Raw genomic sequence first — 20,399 nt, 5'->3', positions numbered from 1 at the left:
TCTACTCGATTTGTCTCGCTTAATTTGACAAATCAAAAGTGATAAAAAAGTTAGGAGTGAATTGAGTTGGATCATCATGTAGAAGAGACGGTAGTTGAAAGGGAAAATCGGGTTAAGAAGTGGTGGCAGCAGCAGGATATATTTGCAAAATCCATCACACAACGGGAAGGGAAAGAAACGTTTGTATTTTACGAGGGGCCACCTACAGCGAATGGTTTACCACATGCTGGGCATGTGCTTGGTCGCGTAATCAAAGATTTTGTTGCGCGATATAAAACAATGCAAGGTTTTCAAGTGTTAAGAAAAGCGGGTTGGGACACACATGGCTTACCCGTTGAATTAGGTGTGGAGAAAAAACTAGGTATTTCCGGTAAACAAGAAATCGAAGCGTATGGTGTAGAAGAATTTATTGAAGCCTGTAAAGATAGTGTCTTTGATTATGAAAAACAATGGCGGAAATTTACAGAGGCAATTGGGTATTGGGTAGATATGGATGAACCGTACGTGACACTCGAAAATAATTATATTGAAAGTGTTTGGTATATTTTAGCTACCATTCATAAAAAAGGATTATTGGATAAAGGGCATCGTGTAACGCCTTATTGCCCAAGCTGTCAAACCTCGCTAAGCTCTCATGAAGTCGCACAAGGATATAAAAATGTTAAAGATTTATCCGTAACAGTGAAATTTCCACTAAAAGATGTAGCGAATACATTCTTTTTAGGATGGACGACAACACCATGGACGTTGCCAGGAAATATTGCTCTTGCTGTACACCCTGACATGGACTATGCTAAAGTTCAGCAAAATCAGCAAGTGTTTATTGTAGCAGCTGATCGTTTACAAGCAATATGTAAAGAAGCTGACGTGTTAAGCTGGCATAAAGGAAAAGAGTTTGTTGGACTTTCCTATCAACCTCCTTTTCCAATGTCTAAAGTAAAGCGTGGGTACCAAGTCATTGGTGCTCAATTTGTTACAAACGATAGCGGTACAGGTATTGTTCATATCGCTCCTGCGTATGGAGAAGATGACTATCATGCGGTGGAAGAAAATAATCTTGATTTTATTCATGTCGTTGATGAGACAGGTAGATATAAGGAAAATATGCTTCCTTTAAAAGGGCAATTAGCGAAGCAAAGCGATGTAGCGATTATTAAAATGTTGGCGGAAAAAGACTTGTTGTTTGCAAAGGAAAAATATGAGCATAGCTACCCACACTGCTGGCGTTGTGATTCGCCGCTTCTTTATTACGCTATGGAAGGTTGGTTTATCCGAACGACAGCTATAAAAGATACGATTTTACAAAATAACGAACAGATCGAATGGCATCCAGAGCATATGAAGCACGGTCGCTTTGGAAATTTTTTGGAAAATATGGTGGATTGGAATTTAGGAAGAAACCGTTACTGGGGAACACCATTAAATGTGTGGATATGTCAAGACTGTGAGCATCAAGTTGTTCCGAATAGTATCCAAGAGCTAAAAGCATATGCCAAAGATACAATTCCTGAATCGTTGGAGTTGCATAAACCATACGTAGACAAGATCGTGCTCTGTTGCCCGCACTGCCATAGTGATATGTACCGTACAAAAGAAGTAATTGATGTCTGGTTTGATAGTGGCTCGATGCCGTTTGCGCAATATCATTATCCATTTGCAAACAAAGAGTTATTTGAAAAACAATTCCCAGCAGATATAATTGCTGAAGGTGTGGATCAAACTAGAGGGTGGTTTTACAGCTTATTAACGGTTGCTTCCTTATTCGTCGGCAAACCTTCTTATAAACGAGTGTTATCTTTAGGACATATCTTAGATGAAGATGGTAAAAAAATGTCGAAAAGTAAAGGCAATGTGATTGATCCGATGCAACTGGTGGAAACGTATGGGGCGGATGCGCTTCGGTGGGCTTTATTAGCAGATAGTGCACCGTGGAACAATAAACGTTTTTCAGCAAATTTAGTTGCTCAAGCCAAATCAAAAGTGGTCGATACGTTACAAAATGTGTACGCATTTTATGCAATGTATACGGCTATTGATCAATTTGATCCTCATCAGCATGATAAAGGGGAGCAAACATTGTTGGATAAATGGGTTTTATCTCGTCAGCAGACAGTTGTTAATCAGGTGAATTACTATTTGGATGCCTATGAGTTTACATCTGCCGCGAAGGTTTTAGCGGAATTTGTAGATCAAGTAAGTAATTGGTATATTCGTCGTTCTCGTGACCGTTTTTGGGGTGAGGGAATGGGGAGTACAAAATTGGCTGCTTATCATACGTTAAGAGAAGTATTGATAACAACGAGTAAGTTGCTTGCACCGTTTATTCCGTTTGTTACCGAGGATATTCATGTAAAGTTAACAGGTGAGAGTGTGCACCTCGTTGATTTTCCTAACGATGACAATGCGGCGATTAAAGTTCAATTAGAAGAGGAAATGAGTGGCGTGGTCCAAGTTGTAGAACTTGCACGGCAGGCTCGTAACGTATCTAAAATAAAGACAAAGCAACCATTAGCCTCTTTAACAGTGGTTAGCGATGCGTCACACGCAAGCTATGTCTATAAATATGCGGAAATTATTAAAGAAGAAATTAATGTGAAGCGAGTGGATGTCGCAACAGAAATGGGTGAAAACGTGCGTTATGAAGTTAAACTGAATTTCCCTGTCGCCGGTCCGAAATTAGGAAAGCAGGTAGGGATTGTGCAGAAAAGATTGCAACAATTACCAGAAGACGCAATCACTCAGATAGTAAAAGGAGATCGAACATTAACGTTACCGTCTGGAGAGACGTTACAACTTGAGGAGGAAGATCTGTTAGTAAAGCAGGTGACAAAAAAAGGACTGGAAATGGCTGTAAACCCAACGTTTACCGTTCTTTTAGACACGCAATTAACGAAGCAATTACAGCAGGAAGGTTTAGCTCGCGAGCTTATAAGAGCAGTGCAACTCTATCGGAAAGAGTTGAATTTACCGGTTGACCAACGGGTAAATATTACGTTTGCTGCTAGTGAAGAAATGAAAACCGTCATTAAATCGTTTCAATCTTTGTTAGAAACGAACCTGCTCCTAAAGGACATTCATTTTGGAGAGCGTGCTGAGATGAAAAGCGTTCAACTAGAGAATGAGACCGTTCGAATAGGAATACATTAATCTTGGCAAAAAATCCAGGGAAAATCTGCCCTGGATTTTTTGTGCCATAGTGTTAAAAAATTTTTTCATCTATCTCGTAAACTTATTATAAGCACCATGTCTTACGGGACCGACATATTCATTGAGTTTCCAGCCATGCTTAATCGCCGCTGTTACAAAATCTTTTGCTCCCTTTACAGCATCTTTTACAGTACGTCCATGTGCTAGGTTAGCGGTAATAGCAGCAGCAAACGTACATCCAGCACCGTGGTTGTAGCTTGTGTTGATTTTATCTTCTTCTAATACCGTAAATTCATGCCCATCATAGAAAAGGTCAATTGCCTTCTCGTGATAAAAAGCTTTGCCACCTTTAATAACGACATTTTTTGCACCTAATTCATGAATTTTTACAGCCGCTTCTTTCATATCATTTAGCGTTGTAATAGTACCTGTTTGAGCAAGTTGACCAGCTTCAAATAGGTTAGGTGTTGTTATGATAGCATGAGGAAGTAAGCATTCACGCATCGCATCCGTGTTTTCTGGTTGCAAAACTTCGTCGTCTCCTTTACAAACCATAACAGGGTCAAGGACGTAGTTTGGTATGTCGTAGTCGGCAATTTTTTTCGCACCTAATTCTATAATATCAACGGAGCCTAACATTCCGGTTTTCATTGCATCGACACCAACGGATAGAATGGTATCTAATTGTTTCTCCACAATGGATACATCAATGGGGGACACGTTATGGCTCCATCCGTTTGGGTCCATTGTTACGATGGAAGTAAGGGCTGTCATGCCATACACATCATGTTCTTGGAATGTTTTTAAATCAGCTTGAATGCCAGCCCCGCCGCTGGAATCAGAACCTGCAAGTGTTAAAGTTTTTTTCATCGTCATAGCTATCGCTCCAAACGTGTAAATTATTCGATATTTTCTTCTATCTATATAGGATATAACAGAAGTTGGGAGATGGAAAGTAATAGATACTAATGGGATTGCCTCCACTCATTTGATTATGTTTGAAGCGCATGTTCAAGAAAAACTGCTTAATAAAAACTTGTTGAAGGATTATTCGCATAGGATGCTTTCTTACTGCTTATACTAAAAGGAATAGTTTCTCCTATAGTACGAAACAAAAGTCGCTTTAAAAACCAGTATCAATGTACATAAAAAAAGTGCTGGAAATATGGGGCTATAACTATGTGGAGGGAAACTTCATACATATTCGTTTGTCGTTTTATTGCTTCATGTGAAAACTATAGTGTATGATGGAATTGCTCAAGAAATTTGGGATAATATGGAGGGGATTGTGTGAATGCAAAACGTTGGTGGGCTATTTTAATAGCTGCGGTTTTATTGCTTGCTTCGCTGGGGTTTCGATTTATGGGGAGCATAGCAACTACTAATTTTGAAGACATGTTTAAATTAGATGATAATCAATTTGAAGAAGAAATTATCGAAGAAGGTGTAGGAGACAAAATAGCTGTTCTTGAACTTAATGGAATTATTCAAGACACAGCGCCAAGCCCAGTGTTGAATACTACTTCGTACAACCATAAACGCTTTTTGGACATGTTAGAGCAGGCGGGAGAAGATTCTACCGTCGATGGTATTATCTTGCGCGTGAATACTCCTGGCGGTGGTGTTGTGGAAAGTGCGGAAATCCATGACAAGATCATTGAAATTCAGGAGCAATATGAAAAGCCTATTTATGTTTCGATGGGGAATACAGCCGCTTCTGGAGGGTATTATATCTCCGCACCAGCCAATAAAGTAGTTGCGCACCCAGCAACGGTAACAGGGTCCATTGGTGTCATTATGGAAGGTTATGACCTTTCAGGCTTAGCGGAAAAATGGGGAATTGATTTTAATACGATTAAAAGTGGCGAATATAAAGATATTTTGTCTTTCTCAAGAGAAATGACAGATGAAGAACGAGAGATTTTGCAGACAATGGTTGATGATATGTACGCAGATTTCGTAAATGTCATTGTTGATGGAAGAGATATGTCTGAATCCAAGGTAAGAGAATTAGGAGACGGTCGCGTATATACTGGAAGCCAAGCGAAAGAAAATGGGCTAGTAGATGAACTAGGCTCGTTAGACGATACGATTGCTTATATGGCAGAGGACAATGATTTTAATGATGTGCAGGTTGTAAAATACAATCATGCTGCTGGTTTTAATGAATGGCTGGGAATGTCGGTACAATCGATGTTTACAGATGAAGCAGAATTCCTCGGTATCATGGATATGATCCGTCAATCGAACGCACCGCGTGCTATGTACTTATACACTAATTAAAGGGGGGATAAAATGAGTGATCTTACTGTTGCAGAAGCGTCAGAATTCGTACCAGAAACGAGGAGATATGCTGGCTTCTGGATGCGATTTTGGGCGTATCTCATTGATTTAGTTGTTCTGTTTAGTATCAATGGCATTCTTTTAACCCCGCTTAAATTTATCAATGATGGAGAAGTCGTTGATATCGGTTATTGGACATTAACGGGGATTCTATCAGCTATTGTTTTTTACGTGTATTTTCTGCTAATGACAAAAAAGTTCAGCCAAACGATAGGAAAAATGATCTTAGGTATTAAAGTTGTACGTCAAGATGGCGGACCTTTAAGGTGGAGTGATTTATTCTTTCGCGAGGTCATTGGTCGATTTTTTTATCGTGTGTTTCAAATTTTTGCGCTCTTGTATATCGTCGTTGCTTTCTCGCATGAAAAGCAAGGTATTCATGATATGATAGGGAATACGAGGGTGGTATTTGTTGACTGATGTAGAAAAAACATACAGGCAGTAAAATAAGTTACGTTTACTGCCTGTATGTTTTTCTATTCAATATATAAGTGGTGCCACAGACTTCTTCACTGTGGTTTTTTAATGGGAGTATAGAAGGTGTTGTGAAAATTCATTTCAAATCAGGAGATGTAAGCTGTCTAAGTGGAGATGGAGAGTAGTACCCAATAGATGCCTTTAAGTCATATCCTTAGGCTATTAAGTAAAGCGTGAAGGGTAAAACAAATTTCTCGCTCATGGAAGGTTCATATTATGCTCATAATTGAACAAATGAACTGAAATCTATTGAATTAAGCTAAAAAAATTCTCATTTTTACGTGTAAATTATCAATAATAGGGAATCTAATAATGATAACATTGTATAGATCTCTGTGAAATTCAATCACAATCATCTACTATATAAAACTCGGTGAAAACAATTAAAGAGCAAAACAGACAAATATTTGTCTGTAGTTTGTCATACTTTTGTCATAGCTTTTTTCTCTTTTTTATACGAAAATAGTTTATACTAATTATTATGTGAGTAAATCACTAATTATTAACTTTTCATTAAAAGAATGTAAAGTTAAAAAGACAACGAAATAAATGACTAATTGATCATTACTGAACAAGACGGTTCATGCCGTTAAATTAGGAGGGATTACCGAATATGATGGATTTGGATCCGGTGTTAATGAGTCGATTGTTAACGACAATCACTTTAGTTTTTCATATTATTTTTGCAACCTTAGGTGTCGGGGTCCCATTGATGATTTCCATTGCTGAATTTATCGGGATAAAGAAAAAAGACCCGCATTATACCATGTTGGCAAGGCGATGGGCCCGAGGATTTGTTATCCCAGTAGCGATTGGAGTTGTAACAGGTACGGCTATTGGTTTACAACTATCTTTGCTTTGGCCGGAGTTTATGCAAGTTGGTGGGAATGTCATAGCTTTACCGTTATTTATGGAAGTATTTGCTTTTTTCTTTGAAGCTATTTTCTTAGGTATATACATGTATACGTGGGATCGTTTTAAAAAGCCGATGACACATTGGTGGTTATCATTACCGATAGTTATTGGTGGGGGAATGTCTGCCTTCTTTATTACTACCGTCAATGCGTTTATGAATACACCAGAAGGGTTTGAAATTGGTGGAGATGGGTTTGCGGCGATCAATCCGCTTGAAGCGATGTTCAACCCAGCGACACCGACAAAAGTGTTTCATGTGTTGGCTTCTGCTTATTTAACGGTAGCAGCTATTTTAGCAGCGATTGCGGCGTTTGGTTTGTTGCGGAAAAAAACAAAAGAATACCATAAAAAAGCATTGAAGCTGACTGTAACGTTAACGTTTATTTTTGCGATTTTTACAGCAATTGCTGGAGACGTTTCTGCTAAGTTTCTTGCTGAATATCAACCAGAAAAACTAGCAGCAGGGGAATGGCATTTTGAAACAGAGGGAAATGCTGACCTGATCTTATTTGGTTGGTTAAATGAGGGTAATGAGCCAGAAGGTGTCATTCGTTTGCCAGGATTACTGAGCTTTTTAGCCTATAGTGATTTTAACGCGGAGGTTACTGGTTTAGAAGAGTTTCCTGAAGCGGAGAGACCGCCGTTATGGATTCACTATATGTTTGACTTGATGGTTACGATTGGCGTTTTCTTACTAGGGATATCATTCCTTTATCTACTCCTATCGAAATTAAAACGATGGAATGAAAATAACAAATTCATGCTTTGGATGCTCGTTTTAAGCGGACCCTTAGCGATGCTTGCTATTGAATTTGGCTGGATTTACGCTGAAGAAGGTAGACAGCCGTGGATACTACGAGGATATATGACGGTGGAAGAAGCAGCGACGACGTCACCATATGTCGGTTGGATGTTTGTGTTGTTTTTACTCCTTTATATTGCTTTAGGAGTTATCGGAGCAGTTGTGCTGCGTAAAGTCTTTAAAAATAATCCAGTTGAAGACGAATTGGAGAAAAAATATCCGACCATTGAAAAGGGTGATAAATAATGAACTATGAAATAATTGGGATTTCTGTATTATGGCTCTTTTTATATGGGTATTTAATTGTTGCTTCGGTTGACTTTGGTGCAGGGTTTTATGCGTATTATGCGAAAGTGACAAAGAAAGATCATATTATGAACCAACTGATATCCAGATATTTGTCCCCAGTATGGGAAGTGACCAACGTGTTTTTTGTTTTCTTTTTCGTTGGTATTGTTGGCTTCTTCCCAGATTCAGCTTATTATTACGGTACAGCTCTGCTCGTGCCTGGTAGTATTGCGATTATCTTGTTGGCAATTCGTGGTTCGTTTTATGCATTTGAAAATTATGGTTCGAAACAAAGTAATCTGTATATGTTTCTATACGGAGCTACAGGTTTATTAATTCCTGCGTCTTTATCCGTTGCGTTAACGCTTTCTGAAGGTGGCTTTATTACTGAAGAAAATGGTAAAGTAGCTTTAGATTATTTAGCATTATTTACAAGCCCATATTCTTGGAGCGTCGTTTTCTTAGCGATCGTTTCGGTATTGTTTATTAGTGCCGCATTTTTGACTTTCTATGCGGCGAGAGCCAATGACGTTGCGGCATTAAAACTTGTTCGTAAATATGCACTATTTTGGGCTACGCCGACGATTATCGCTGCCTTGACAACATTTATTGCCTTAGGCCAGCATAATGAGCGTCATTACCAAAATATGTTCAATTACTGGTGGATGTTTGGATTATCCGTTGGCTTCTTTATGATTGCCATGTGGTTAATCTATGAAGGAAAACGGTATGGACTAGCGTTTATTAGTGTGATGTTGCAATTTTTCTTTGCTTTCTTCGGGTATGGTGTTAGTCACCTCCCGTATATATTAGATCCATATATTACGGTTTACGAAAATGCGACACATGAGTCGACAGGAATTGCCTTAATTATCGTATTTATTGCGGGGCTATTCCTTCTCATTCCTTCATTAATATTGCTCATGCGCTTGTTCTTATTTGATGCTGATTATGTAAAAGGGAAAAAATAGGGGACTTCGAGCTTATCTCCCTTTGATCCCCTCTTTACAAGTACAAGTACTATTAGGAAACGATGGCGTTTTTATGTCATAAGAATTTGGACATAATCCCCGTTTTCTAAAAGGAAAGTTAAAAAATTAGGTGCTGTAAGATTTCCATTCCTTAGCTTTGGCGGCTGTATGGATTTGGGAGATTAACAGCACCTAAATTGTCATTTGTTCCACTATAGGAGAGTTTATAGTATAAGAAAAACAAAAGAATTAGCCATTAAGACTTGACGATAAGCCAAGTTTTCACGCTTTCGGTACGCTATAAATTATTGCTTACACAATGCGTTTGCCTTCATGTATAATGAAGATGAATCATAGCTCTACAGATGAAGGAGCGTCTACATGAATCAGATAAAAAATTATTTATATGAAAATAAACAAAGTGCGATCTATTTGCTGCTGCTTTCCCTATTAATGGGCGGTTCCATCATTGTACAGGCGTATTTACTTGTCACTATCATTGATGGTGTTTTTTTGAAAGATTGGAGCTTTCAAGAAATTGTTCCATTATTAGGAGTTCTATTCTTTATTTTACTAGCTAGAAGCTTCATTCCTTTTATAAGCGGAAAGATTGGGATACGCCTTGGTACAACAGCGAAAAGCCATTTTCGTAAGCAGTTGCTTGCCCATTTTGCTAATAACCCAGTCCAAGCTTCTTTAAAAGGGCAATCGGGGCAAAAAGTTAGTCTTATGATGGACGCGATTGATGAAGTGGATAGTTATTTTAGCAGTTATATTCCACAAGTCATTCGCTCATCTGTTATTCCCCTCATCATTTTAATTGTTGTATTTACGGAACATGTGAATTCTGGCCTCATCATGTTGATTACCTCCCCGTTTATTCCGTTGTTTATGGTGATCATTGGTATGCAAACAAAAAAGAAATCGGAAGAGCAGATGGAGGAGCTAGCTGCTTTTTCTGGTCGATTTTTGGATACGTTGCAAGGGCTTGTTACGTTAAAATTGTTTGGTAAAGCGAAACAACAAAAAAAGGCAATTCAAACGAGCAGTTTACGATTTCGAGATGCAACCATGGAGATATTAAAAGTAGCCTTCACTTCTTCGTTTATGCTTGAGCTTATTTCGATGCTAGCAATCGGGTTGGTTGCTTTAGAAGTGGCCTTACAGCTTATCGTTTTTGACGGGATTTCTTTTTTCACTGCATTTCTTGTACTCGTTCTGGCACCAGAATATTTTACATCCCTTCGTCAGTTGGGAACGGCATTTCATAATGGGAAAAGCAGCATGGGAGCTGCTAAAAAAGTAGCAGAAGAATTGGCGCTAGAGGAGGATTCTGCTGTTATTTGGGGAGAAAAGCCACTTTCTAAAATAGCGGGGCCTGCAAGTTTGGAATTGCAACAAGTTACATTTCAGTATGGGGAGGACGCGTTTACGCTACATCCTATGAGTACAACTTTTGCTCCAAAATCTAAAAACGCTATTGTAGGAAAAACAGGGTCTGGTAAATCCACGCTATTGCACCTTCTTGCAGGAATTGTCGTGCCAGATGCAGGAAATATATTACTAGGAGGTAACCCATTATCTGCATACAAGGAAGCAGATTGGTTCGCGCAACTGAGTTATATTTCGCAACATCCGTATATATTTGCTGGAACGATTGCTGAAAATATTGCCATTGGCAGTCGGGAAACAGCAACACGGGAAGCCATCACACGTGCGGCAGAAGAAGCGGGGCTAGCTGACATGATTATGGCTTTAGAAAATGGATATGATACCCATGTTGGTGAAGGTGGGAGAGGGCTATCTGGTGGTGAGAAGCAACGTTTAGCTTTAGCCAGAGCTTTTTTAAAACAACCGGCAATTGTTTTATTTGATGAGCCGACGACTGGGCTTGATTTAAAGACGGAGCGTATTCTTCAGGCTTCCATTCAAAAATTGTCGGAAACAGCAACTATCATTACCGTTGCACACCGCCTGCACACGATTAAAGATGCGGATCATATTCTATACCTTGATCAAGGACGGTTAATTGCGGAAGGAACGCATGCACAACTGCTGGAACATGCAGAGGGCTACCGGAAGATGGTAACCATACAGCGAGGAGGGCTGCAGCGATGAAAGAATTAACCTCTATCATGCGAATGATGATGAAAGAAAAAAAAGATATCGTCCTTTCTATCATATTGGGATTTATTGCTGGTTTGGCTGCCGTGCTGTTATTTTCTGCTAGTGGTTATTTAATATCAAAAGCAGCATTTGCCCCGCCTTTTTACACATTAATGCTTGTCATTGCATCTGTGAAATTATTAAGCTTTATTCGCGCGTTTAGTCGTTATGGTGAGAGATATGTATCTCATCGAGGTACGTTTACGATGCTTAGCCAATTGCGGATGGCTTTTTATGAAAAATTAGAGCCATTAGCGCCAGGAATCTTCCAGAAATATCGTAGTGGGGATTTGCTATCTCGTATTGTCGGTGACGTGGAGAGTTTGCAAAATCTCTTTTTACGTGTTGTGTATCCGCCGATTGTATTGGCGCTCGTATTTATGAGTACCATCTTTTTTACAATGTTTTATTCTATCGAAACAGCAGTAATTTTGTTTGGCGGATTTTTACTCACTGCGATCGTGATACCAGCTATTTTTGCGGCACGTCAACGGACTATTGATAGTAATGTACGCTTAAAAAGAGCGGCTCTTTCTACAGAGGTCACGGAATTACTATACGGATTTCGCGATTTGAAGATTTATCAGCAGTTAGATGATAAAGAACAACAGTTACTTCAAGCTTCTGATGCTTACATTACGGAGCAAGAACAAGAAGAAAAGACGACGTTATTTAATCAGTCGTTAAATCAATTCGTCTCCTTACTTGTAACAGTAGCCGTATTAGCAGTAGGTGCCTATCTCATTGATACAGGTGAATTGGACGGGATTTTTCTTGCTATGCTGATTATGATTACGTTAACTGTGTTTGAAGATGCGCCAGCAATGGCTGTGTTCCCGATTCATTTTAACGATAGTCGTCGTTCTGCCAAACGGTTATTTTCCATTATGGAGCAAAAAGACGGACAGGAACAGGAGCACGTTTCGGTTGCCAAAACGTTAACAATCAATGAGCCACCAGAAATCACATTGGAAAATGTTAGCTTCACATTTACTGGAGAAGAGCGGCGAGCTGTTGAACAGGTAGATGTTCACCTTCCTAGCGGTTCAAAAACAGCACTTGTAGGGGCAAGTGGTTCAGGGAAGTCAACGCTTATGCAGTTAATGCTTTATTTGGTTACACCGGAGCAAGGAAGGGTCATGATAAATGGAATAGAATTAGCGCATGTGGATGAGGAAAGTATTTGGCAATTAGCGAATGTTGTTTTACAAGAGAATCATTTCTTTTATGGTACTATTCGCGATAACTTATTGCTGGCTAATGATACAGCTACCGATAAGGAATTACAATCCATTTTAGCTATGGTGCAATTGGAGCATTTTCATTTAGAGGATAAAGTGTATGAACGAGGAGAAAACTTGTCCGGCGGTGAAAAACAACGACTTGCTATCGCCCGAGCGATGTTAAAAGGCGGCTCATTTTGGGTATTGGATGAGCCGACATCCTCTTTAGATGCGGTTACAGAGCAAGCCATCTATGATCACTTATTCAGGCAAGCGGCAGATGACACCGTTGTGCTCATTAGTCACCGTTTAGCAGGATTGGAAAAAATGGATCAAATCATTGTCATGGATGAAGGGAAAGTCGTAGAAGTTGGTACATTTACAGAATTGATGGAAAAACAAGGGTATTTCTATGAAATGAAGGAATTGGAGAATAATTTGTTGTAACTCACATAAAAACCATGAAGAGGTGGCGGCTCTTTCATGGTTTTTAATTATCCTAGAGGGAAGTGAAAAATTCGGCTCTATACTACATGTGGTGTTGTCCTCTATAACAATGGGCTTCCTGCATTGTGCAAAAAAATACACTCATTCTCCTTTGTTGCCCTAAAGTAAAATTAGTAGAGCTACTTCAGATTCACCCCTTTTAAAAGAAGCATGTGAGTTAAAGGGATATAGATAATGGTTCCAAAACAAGTGATGAGAAGAAACTGGAGGGATGTCAGGAATGGATGCGTGCTTCCCATATTGGGGGCATTTCATCGCTTAAGAAAAACGTTTTTACGTGTTAGAAACAAGAGACCTTACAATCGTTTATGTATCCATTTAATAATGGTTATATCGAAGGCATCAACAATACGATAGAGGTTTTAAAGCGAGATTCATTTGGTATTATAGTAGCAAGAGGTTAGAAAGGTTCTAGTTTGAGATAGTACATAGCAGAGGAAATATGCGAGACTCTTGCGGAAAAACGGGCGACCGAGACCCCACAGCGTGGTTTGCGAGGAAGTTCGGGCGTTCGAAAGCGAGTGTATTGCTCTCTGCGACCTTAGCAAAAGTGATATTTTACACTATAGGAAGTATAAAAGTTAAAGGTTTATAGTATAAGAAAAACTACGCCTTTCGCCATAAGACTTGGCGACAAGCCAAGTTTTTCTAATGGAAAATGAGCTTTTAACAAAGAGATGGTGGAGTGAACATCACACCAGGTCCATTTGATAGGAAACCAGAAATTTTAGAAGTTATTAGCTTAATGGAAAAGTGGCTACCTTAGCCAAAGGTCAGTAATAAGTTTATTATTCCCATGATAAAGTAAGTGAAAAGTGCTAAAATAGTATGCAGAAAATATAGAAAATTAGATGTCTTTTACGGGTCAGGAATTAATTGTAATGGATAAAAAGGGTTTTAAATCGTAAAGGTGGTGATTAATATTGACTCGCTTTAAAAAAATAGGAGTTTACCTTTTCTTTTGTGTTTTTCTGCTTAGTATTTTTTTTAACTATCGCTATTATCAAACCATAAAAGAAGAAGAGCAACAATTCGCATACTTATTTACGGATTTTTATTATGAAGTCGACGAGACAATCGATAGCTTAGAATTCCTTTTAACGCATGACCCTGAAGGGAACAAGCTAATAGATAGTATGGTTTCTTTTTTAAACCAACTTACTAGAATAGATTTTATGTTACGTAGAGTTCCTTATTATTTTTTCTCAGAAGGTGGCGTTTCAAACAGTGTAGGCGCAGCAGCCAACTACATAGAAAGAGGTACAAAACATAAAGGTCAATTTATTCCGCCATTTTTAGAGGATGGAAGATTAAATGGACAAGAGCGGGCATTTTTACAAGAATTAAACTCGTTTTTACTACAAGTACAGTATGCCTTAAACGGCTTAGAAAAACGTTCGGATGTTCCAATTCGTGATCTGGATAAGGTTCGATTTGACAGGGTTTTAACAGAGAATGTGTATAATGAGATTTATCATTACCGCTTTTTAGAGGCATATGTAAAAGAGGGGAAGGAATCAAATTAAAACAGTTCATGAAGGTATTTATTCTTATCGTTGGTGCTTGATGTGAACGAAAAAGCCTGAATGTTTCACGACTTCAGGCTTTTTTGCACTGTAGGAAAGCATAAAAGTTAAAGGTTCATAGTATAAGAAAAACTCCGCCTTTCGCCATAAGACTTGGCGGCGACAAGCCAAGTTTTTCTAATCGTTCAATCGTAAATAGTTTGGTTTTCTGTCTGTTCCTTCTTTATTTGAAAAGATACAATCGTACTTTCTCCAAGTATACTAGCGATGGATAGGCCTTCTCCAAAGAACCGCTTTAAGCGTAAGTCTGTGTTGACAAGCCCAACTCCTGATTTACTAGCCGATTGTTTAGATAAAATATGGGCTAACTTTGCTTCATCTATGCCGACTCCATTGTCCTCTATGGATATTTCTACATACGTTGCATAGTTTTTAACTCTTATCCAAATAGTTCCACCTTGAACGCGATTCATAATGCCGTGACGGATGGCGTTCTCTATGAGAGGTTGGATAGTCAGAAAAGGAACTTTAATCTCTTCATGTGTATCTATATCCCAATCCACTTGTAGCCTGTCTGAAAACCTTACTTGTTCAATGTACAAATATGAGCGGACCATTTTCAATTCTTCTTCAAGCGGAATTAATTCATTCATATTTTTAAATTTGAACTTATTTCTAAGAAAATGGCTAAATTCATTTAGTAAATCTTGCATTTTTTCAACGTCAATGATGCTTAAACTAGCTATGGCATTCAATGTATTAAATAAAAAATGCGGTTGAATCTGTGCTTGTAGCCAAGCCGTTTCTAATCGTAGTTGTTCCTGAGCAGCTTGTTTTATGCTCGTTAATGTTTCAATTCGGGATCTGATTTCCATCGCTTCCACCGGTTTTGTTACATAGTCATTTGCTCCAGCTAGAAAACCGCTACGTATATCATCTGTCTCTCTTCGTGCTGTTAATAAAAGAATAGGCAGTTCGGTTAAAGAATATTGTTTGCGAATCCTTTCTGTAAGCTCATAACCAGACATTTGTGGCATCATCACATCGGAAATAATGAGATCCCATTCTTTCTCATTCAAAATGGCAAGAGCTTGCTGTCCATTCATTACAGTAGTAATCCTATAATTTTCTTGGTGGAGAATTGTTTTCATTACTTCTAAATTAACTGGATCATCATCCACTATTAAAATGTTTGCTTGTCTAGCTGTTGGGTTATTTTTTCTTTTAGCTTCCGTTGTTGAAGCAGTTTCCGTTTGAAGGGCAGAAGACTCCGTGTGAAAATAGGTCGTTTGGTCCAAGAACGTTTGTGTTTCTTGGTAAAATGAATCTACTTCTTGAGCATTTGCTAGCTCTAAGGAAAAAGTAAATGTAGATCCTTTACCTAAAGTGGAATCCACTTCTAATGTCCCACCGTGAAGCTCAACCAATTGTTTCGTTATGCTTAATCCAAGTCCAAATCCGCCTTCAATCCTAGTTTCTTTGGCGTTCGCTTGTTCATAAGGTTGAAATAGTCGTGTTAACATTTCCTTGTCCATACCAATACCCGTGTCCGTTATGGAAATGATGGCTTTTTCACCTTCGACATATGCATGGATCGTAATTTGTCCTTCATTTGTGTATTTCACCGCATTGTGGAGTAAATTAAAGACGATTTGAATAACTCGGTTCTCATCTGCTAATACCTTTGGGAAGTTCAGTGGTATTTGTTGAACAATTTTAATCGGTTTCCCTTCTATGGTGAACCTTAGCATGTCATTGACTCCTGCAATAATGGAAGCAATGGAAATAGGTTCTTTTTTTAATCGATAACTCCCTTGTTTAAGACTGGTTACGTCAAGCAAATCATTGAGAATGAAGTCCATTCTACGCCCAACGGATAAAATAGTTTCCAGTTCTTTGACGCTTCTTTGTTGTAAAGAGAATTGCTCTCTCTCTAAGATTGCTTGCGACATATTTAAGATGCCGTGGAGCGGATTTTTAAATTCATGCGACGTATTTGCTAAAAACTGATCCTTATGTTCATTCATACGCTGCAATCTGGACGCCAATTTTTTCGTATCAGCGTACATTTTAAAATAATCTTTAAACCATACACTAGCAAAACACCCCATGGCAATAAACAGATCAAATGGATAATGCGGTACAGTAACGCCGCTTTCTCTCCAAATAATAGTCCAGATAAAATGGTGGGTTAATGCGGTTAATGAAAAGAGCAACAAAACATTTACTTTTGGATCGCTTGTAAATTGACGCCAAATGGCTATTACAGAAATGATTGTTGCGATTCCAATAAATAAAAGATAAACCGGAAAAAGGGATATAATTTGTGTCACATTTAAAAATAATGTTATCCCTGCCGTACCAAGCAACATAATAGCGTAAATAGGATAGATTCGTTGCCAATACGGTAAAGTTCGATGCTCGGTACAGTTTATCAAAGCATAAAAAGTAAGGAGTAGTAGAGTGTTTGCTAAGCGAAAATCCCATTCCTGTCCCATATAAATGAATTGGTGAAATAATTTTTCATCACTACTTAATAAACTTCCCATCATCGCGCTAAATACTAGAATGGAGAAGAATAGTAATCTTTTTTCTCTGTTTCCAAGGAAATATAGTAACAGGGCATATACTACATGGACTAGAAATACAATGGCTGAAGCAATCTGCATCGTATAGGAAAATTTAATGTCTGTTAAAATGGCGTCTTCTGAACCGAACTTCATCGAACGAACAATCCCACTACTTCGTTTGTCCGTAAAATTTGCTGCCTGTACCCAAATATCAACCTTCCCGTTTTCATCTGCTGTAAACGTAGCTGAGTAAGGGAGGTTTTTAGATAGATATGTTTCTTTCTCTTTGCCTACTTGTCCAGATTCATCGATGAGTCGCCCATTCACAAAGATTTTAGAAGCACTTCGTATGCTAGAAACGCGCATACTGTAATTGATATCTTGGTTAGGATCTACTTGTACTTGCAACCGGTAGGTACCGAATCCATATGGAGATTGTAAGGCTTCATTCCATTCACCTGGAACTTGTATTGTTTTTGGTGTTTTCGTTAACTGTGAAGGTTCATTCCCTGTGATTAGTGCTTGTGGATAAAACTCCCAATTCCCATCTAATAAAAGAATGTCATCACTGGTAGCATCCCAATCTCGTAAATCTAATTGCCCATTTTTAATAGATAGCTGTTCTTGCGATTGGAAAATGTTTGTCCATAAAAAGCGTGAACCAGACAATAAGATGAGGAAAAGAATAGTAATGGATAAAAAATATTTTTTTCTCCTTAGAAAACGAGTTAATTTGTTGCTCAAGATAGATGCTCCTCTAGTTTATAATGTGCACGGAATGGTTATCACCACATTTCTTGTTCGGCTACTTTCCATACTTTTACATTAATATCTAAAATCTATTATAGCTATAAAATCAATGTGAAGCATTACATCTGTAAATATAATTCCTTCTTTAGGAAATTTACATCCCTCTCTGTGCGATAGGGAAGAAGAATACTTGCTTTTAATCGTTTAGGTAATCGCCTTGTATCGCACGTTGGGAGCCACTACATACTATGAATGATACTTGCAGGCGAGTTTTTCCAAATTCAAAGTGCTGTGCAAGACCCCTGGAAGCTACGCTACGAACTGGGAAAGTTTCAATGGGAGATAATAGCAACATCTAAGTCCTCCAATCGTTCAGCAACTGTAAAAGTTTATTAGTATAACAAAAACGTAGCGTTTTTTCGCCATAAGATTTGGCGACATGCTAAGTTTTTCTTTCTGTACGAACAATCAGTGGGAGATGAAAGAAAGCCCTTTACTTACTGATTTTTATAAGAAACAGCGTTCTTCTAAGGCTACGAATCCCACTTAACATTTTTCTAAAGATGGAGAATTGAATAAGTGGTTAAGCTAAGTTCAATAAAAAACAGCAAGTGTAAAACATGCCTTGCTGTTGAGTTATTTTAGAGCTGTTATTTATATAGTGGATATGCTGTCCATTTTATATCTTTGCCTATTTTTTCAATGGATACGTCGGTGAATTCAATGGATTCTTCCATTGTTTCAACTCCATCCCCTTCCAAAAAAGTAGGGGCATTTTTTCCGCCAATTACCTTTGGTGCCATGTATAGAATGAATTTATCTATGAGCTTGCGTTCCAAGAAAGCGGCGTTGATGGTGCCGCCTGCTTCTAAAAGTAAAGAAGAAATGCCTTGTTCTCCTAAATAGGTCACAATGTTACAAGGATCTATCACCTGAGAATCATTTGTTACAATAACTTTTATTCCTTCTGCTTCTAATGCGTTTCGCTTTTCGATATCATGAATGGACGTTGTGAAAATCCATGTTTCTGCTTGCTTATCTTGAATGAGTTGGTAATGCAGTGGTATTTTTAATGTTGAATCCATCACAATACGAATTGGGTTTCGTCCATTTGGAATACGGGCTGTCAGCGCAGGATCATCTTTTAAAACGGTATTTATTCCCGTTAAAATAGTTACATGTTCGTGGCGTAATTGATGAACATCTTTTCGTGCTTCCTCCGATGTAATCCATTTGCTATGAGACGTATGTGTGGCTACTTTCCCGTCCATCGTAATGCCTGTTTTTAAGGTAATAAATGGTCTTTTTTGTTCCATAAATGTATTGAAAACTTCATTCATTTTGCGTGCTTCTTCTCCGCAAACACCAATTTCTACATCAATACCCGCTGTTTTTAAAATAGAAGCCCCATTTCCACACACCATTGGGTTTGGGTCTAACGTGGCTATGATGACTTTTTTAACACCTGCCTGAACGATTGCTTCAGCGCATGGTCCCGTCCGACCATGGTGAGAGCAAGGTTCTAATGTAACATACAACGTGCTTCCATGAGCTTGTTCGCCTGCCATACGCAAAGCGTGTATTTCTGCATGGGCTTCTCCTGCTTTTAAATGCGCACCAATGCCAACGATCCGACTATGATGAACAATGACACAACCGACTAACGGGTTGGGATCTGTTTGTCCTTTCATAGCACGAGCATGATTCAAAGCTATGTTCATATAAAATGCATCTGTGGTCATTGTAATAAAGCTCCTTCTGGTTGATAATGTCCAGACTTTGTCACTTTTGTTTGTAAATAGTTACGATTGTACTCTGATATATCCCCCCATAGTGGAGTCCTACCGTGTATAGGCACACCTGCTTCGTTAAAAGCGTCCAGTTTTTCAGGGTTGTTGGTAATAACGGTTACAGGTTTTTGACGTAACTGTTTTAACACACGAAGCGCGTCCATGTAATTTCTGGAATCATTTACAAAGCCTAAGCTTTCATTAGCTTCGACTGTATCGTAGCCATTTTCTTGCAAGATATAGGCCATTGCTTTACTAAACAGTCCAATACCTCTGCCTTCATGATTGGCCAAATAAAACAGCGCACCTGAACCATTTTCTTTTATACGCAACATGGCTTCCCTTAATTGAAATCCACAATCGCAACGCTTGCTACCGAAAATATCCCCAGTATGGCATATCGAATGCATCCGCACAAGCGCATTATCTGCTTTACCGAAATCACCATAAACTAAAACACTGGATTGCTGCGAATCAGCTAAATTTGCAGAGGATAATTTCTCAATAATAGATTGATAATCATTCGTAACTACTTCAGCGTTCAGCCAACAATACCAATGAAATAGGCTTGTCTCTCCGTGTAAATTCACAGGGAGTTGAATTGGCCCAACTAAATATATTGCTTCGTCACCATTATCTATCCGCTGAATTTTATCTTTCAAAATAGAAAAAACATGAGGAGTTAGCTTCTTTTGTTGTTCCATTTTATAATCTCCCTTCGTATCTTTTAAGTATAATGAAAAAGATAAGCTACTTCAACGGTTCGGATTTAAAAGTCGTTCGCCCCGCGCGCGGAATCCACTCCTGTCCGTCGGTAATGCGCTCCTCCTCGTGCGTAAACCGCTCTTGTCCGTCGGAAAAGCGCTCCCGTCCGTCGGAAAAGCGCTCCTCCTCGCGAGGAAACCGCTCATGACCGTCGAAAAA

13 protein-coding genes are annotated in these 20,399 nt (G+C 38.7%); 9 read left to right on the top strand and 4 right to left on the bottom strand.

The window, feature by feature from the left end:
- Nucleotides 1-66 precede the first annotated feature (66 nt).
- On the top strand, nt 67-3,147 hold the full coding sequence (ileS, locus tag B2C77_RS18030) for an isoleucine--tRNA ligase (protein ID WP_077706304.1): 3,081 nt from the start codon (nt 67-69) through the stop codon (nt 3,145-3,147).
- A gap of 69 nt (nt 3,148-3,216) precedes the next feature.
- Here the strand turns inward: ileS and pdxK are convergent, their stop codons facing one another.
- Complete coding sequence (pdxK, locus tag B2C77_RS18025; protein WP_077706303.1) at nt 3,217-4,023, bottom strand: pyridoxine/pyridoxal/pyridoxamine kinase; 807 nt, start codon at nt 4,021-4,023, stop codon at nt 3,217-3,219.
- Nucleotides 4,024-4,437: 414 nt separating this feature from the next.
- Between pdxK and sppA the strand changes: the two genes are divergently transcribed.
- The 8 genes from sppA (at nt 4,438) to B2C77_RS17990 (ending at nt 14,365) form a co-directional block, all read left to right on the top strand.
- Nucleotides 4,438-5,430, top strand: a complete 993-nt coding sequence (gene sppA / locus B2C77_RS18020; RefSeq protein ID WP_077706302.1) for a signal peptide peptidase SppA — start codon at nt 4,438-4,440, stop codon at nt 5,428-5,430.
- Nucleotides 5,431-5,442: 12 nt separating this feature from the next.
- Nucleotides 5,443-5,910, top strand: a complete 468-nt coding sequence (locus B2C77_RS18015; RefSeq protein WP_077706301.1) for an RDD family protein — start codon at nt 5,443-5,445, stop codon at nt 5,908-5,910.
- A gap of 670 nt (nt 5,911-6,580) precedes the next feature.
- Complete coding sequence (locus tag B2C77_RS18010) at nt 6,581-7,930, top strand: cytochrome ubiquinol oxidase subunit I (protein ID WP_077706300.1); 1,350 nt, start codon at nt 6,581-6,583, stop codon at nt 7,928-7,930.
- On the top strand, nt 7,930-8,943 hold the full coding sequence (locus tag B2C77_RS18005; RefSeq protein WP_176087366.1) for a cytochrome d ubiquinol oxidase subunit II: 1,014 nt from the start codon (nt 7,930-7,932) through the stop codon (nt 8,941-8,943). The genes B2C77_RS18010 and B2C77_RS18005 overlap by 1 nt, the downstream gene beginning before the upstream one ends.
- A gap of 381 nt (nt 8,944-9,324) precedes the next feature.
- Nucleotides 9,325-11,061: a thiol reductant ABC exporter subunit CydD gene (gene cydD, locus B2C77_RS18000; RefSeq protein ID WP_077706298.1), complete on the top strand. Its 1,737-nt coding sequence runs from the start codon at nt 9,325-9,327 to the stop codon at nt 11,059-11,061.
- Nucleotides 11,058-12,779 carry a thiol reductant ABC exporter subunit CydC gene (gene cydC / locus B2C77_RS17995; protein ID WP_077706297.1) on the top strand — a complete coding sequence of 574 codons (1,722 nt, stop codon included), beginning with the start codon at nt 11,058-11,060 and terminating at the stop codon, nt 12,777-12,779. The genes cydD and cydC overlap by 4 nt, the downstream gene beginning before the upstream one ends.
- Nucleotides 12,780-13,147: 368 nt before the next feature.
- Nucleotides 13,148-13,243: a transposase gene (locus B2C77_RS21475; protein WP_123059358.1), complete on the top strand. Its 96-nt coding sequence runs from the start codon at nt 13,148-13,150 to the stop codon at nt 13,241-13,243.
- A 519-nt stretch (nt 13,244-13,762) separates the two neighbouring features.
- The gene (locus B2C77_RS17990) at nt 13,763-14,365 is read left to right on the top strand and encodes a hypothetical protein (protein ID WP_077706296.1); all 603 of its coding nucleotides are present in this window, start codon (nt 13,763-13,765) and stop codon (nt 14,363-14,365) included.
- Between the two features lie 185 nt (nt 14,366-14,550).
- On the opposite strand, the gene B2C77_RS17985 is transcribed toward B2C77_RS17990, so the two are convergent.
- From B2C77_RS17985 to B2C77_RS17975, 3 genes are all read right to left on the bottom strand, one after another.
- The gene (locus B2C77_RS17985; protein WP_077706295.1) at nt 14,551-17,679 is read right to left on the bottom strand and encodes a hybrid sensor histidine kinase/response regulator; all 3,129 of its coding nucleotides are present in this window, start codon (nt 17,677-17,679) and stop codon (nt 14,551-14,553) included.
- A 656-nt stretch (nt 17,680-18,335) separates the two neighbouring features.
- On the bottom strand, nt 18,336-19,427 hold the full coding sequence (gene ribD / locus B2C77_RS17980; protein WP_073009696.1) for a bifunctional diaminohydroxyphosphoribosylaminopyrimidine deaminase/5-amino-6-(5-phosphoribosylamino)uracil reductase RibD: 1,092 nt from the start codon (nt 19,425-19,427) through the stop codon (nt 18,336-18,338).
- Nucleotides 19,424-20,179, bottom strand: a complete 756-nt coding sequence (locus B2C77_RS17975) for a GTP cyclohydrolase II (RefSeq protein WP_077706294.1) — start codon at nt 20,177-20,179, stop codon at nt 19,424-19,426. Before B2C77_RS17975 ends, ribD begins: the two co-directional genes overlap by 4 nt.
- Nucleotides 20,180-20,399 lie beyond the last annotated feature (220 nt).

Origin of the sequence: Virgibacillus dokdonensis, from assembly GCF_900166595.1 — a bacterium.
GTDB lineage: Bacteria > Bacillota > Bacilli > Bacillales > Amphibacillaceae > Virgibacillus > Virgibacillus dokdonensis.
This window is presented reverse-complemented; position numbering and strand designations above follow the sequence as displayed.

What these genes read in the sequence shown, in the direction of transcription:
- pdxK (WP_077706303.1), bottom strand. Translation starts at nt 4,023, where the DNA reads ATGACGATGAAAAAAACTTTAACACTTGCAGGTTCTGATTCCAGCGGC.
- B2C77_RS18005 (WP_176087366.1), top strand. Translation starts at nt 7,930, where the DNA reads ATGAACTATGAAATAATTGGGATTTCTGTATTATGGCTCTTTTTATAT.
- B2C77_RS21475 (WP_123059358.1), top strand. Translation starts at nt 13,148, where the DNA reads ATGTATCCATTTAATAATGGTTATATCGAAGGCATCAACAATACGATA.
- B2C77_RS18015 (WP_077706301.1), top strand. Translation starts at nt 5,443, where the DNA reads ATGAGTGATCTTACTGTTGCAGAAGCGTCAGAATTCGTACCAGAAACG.
- cydD (WP_077706298.1), top strand. Translation starts at nt 9,325, where the DNA reads ATGAATCAGATAAAAAATTATTTATATGAAAATAAACAAAGTGCGATC.
- cydC (WP_077706297.1), top strand. Translation starts at nt 11,058, where the DNA reads ATGAAAGAATTAACCTCTATCATGCGAATGATGATGAAAGAAAAAAAA.
- B2C77_RS17975 (WP_077706294.1), bottom strand. Translation starts at nt 20,179, where the DNA reads ATGGAACAACAAAAGAAGCTAACTCCTCATGTTTTTTCTATTTTGAAA.
- B2C77_RS18010 (WP_077706300.1), top strand. Translation starts at nt 6,581, where the DNA reads ATGATGGATTTGGATCCGGTGTTAATGAGTCGATTGTTAACGACAATC.
- ribD (WP_073009696.1), bottom strand. Translation starts at nt 19,427, where the DNA reads ATGACCACAGATGCATTTTATATGAACATAGCTTTGAATCATGCTCGT.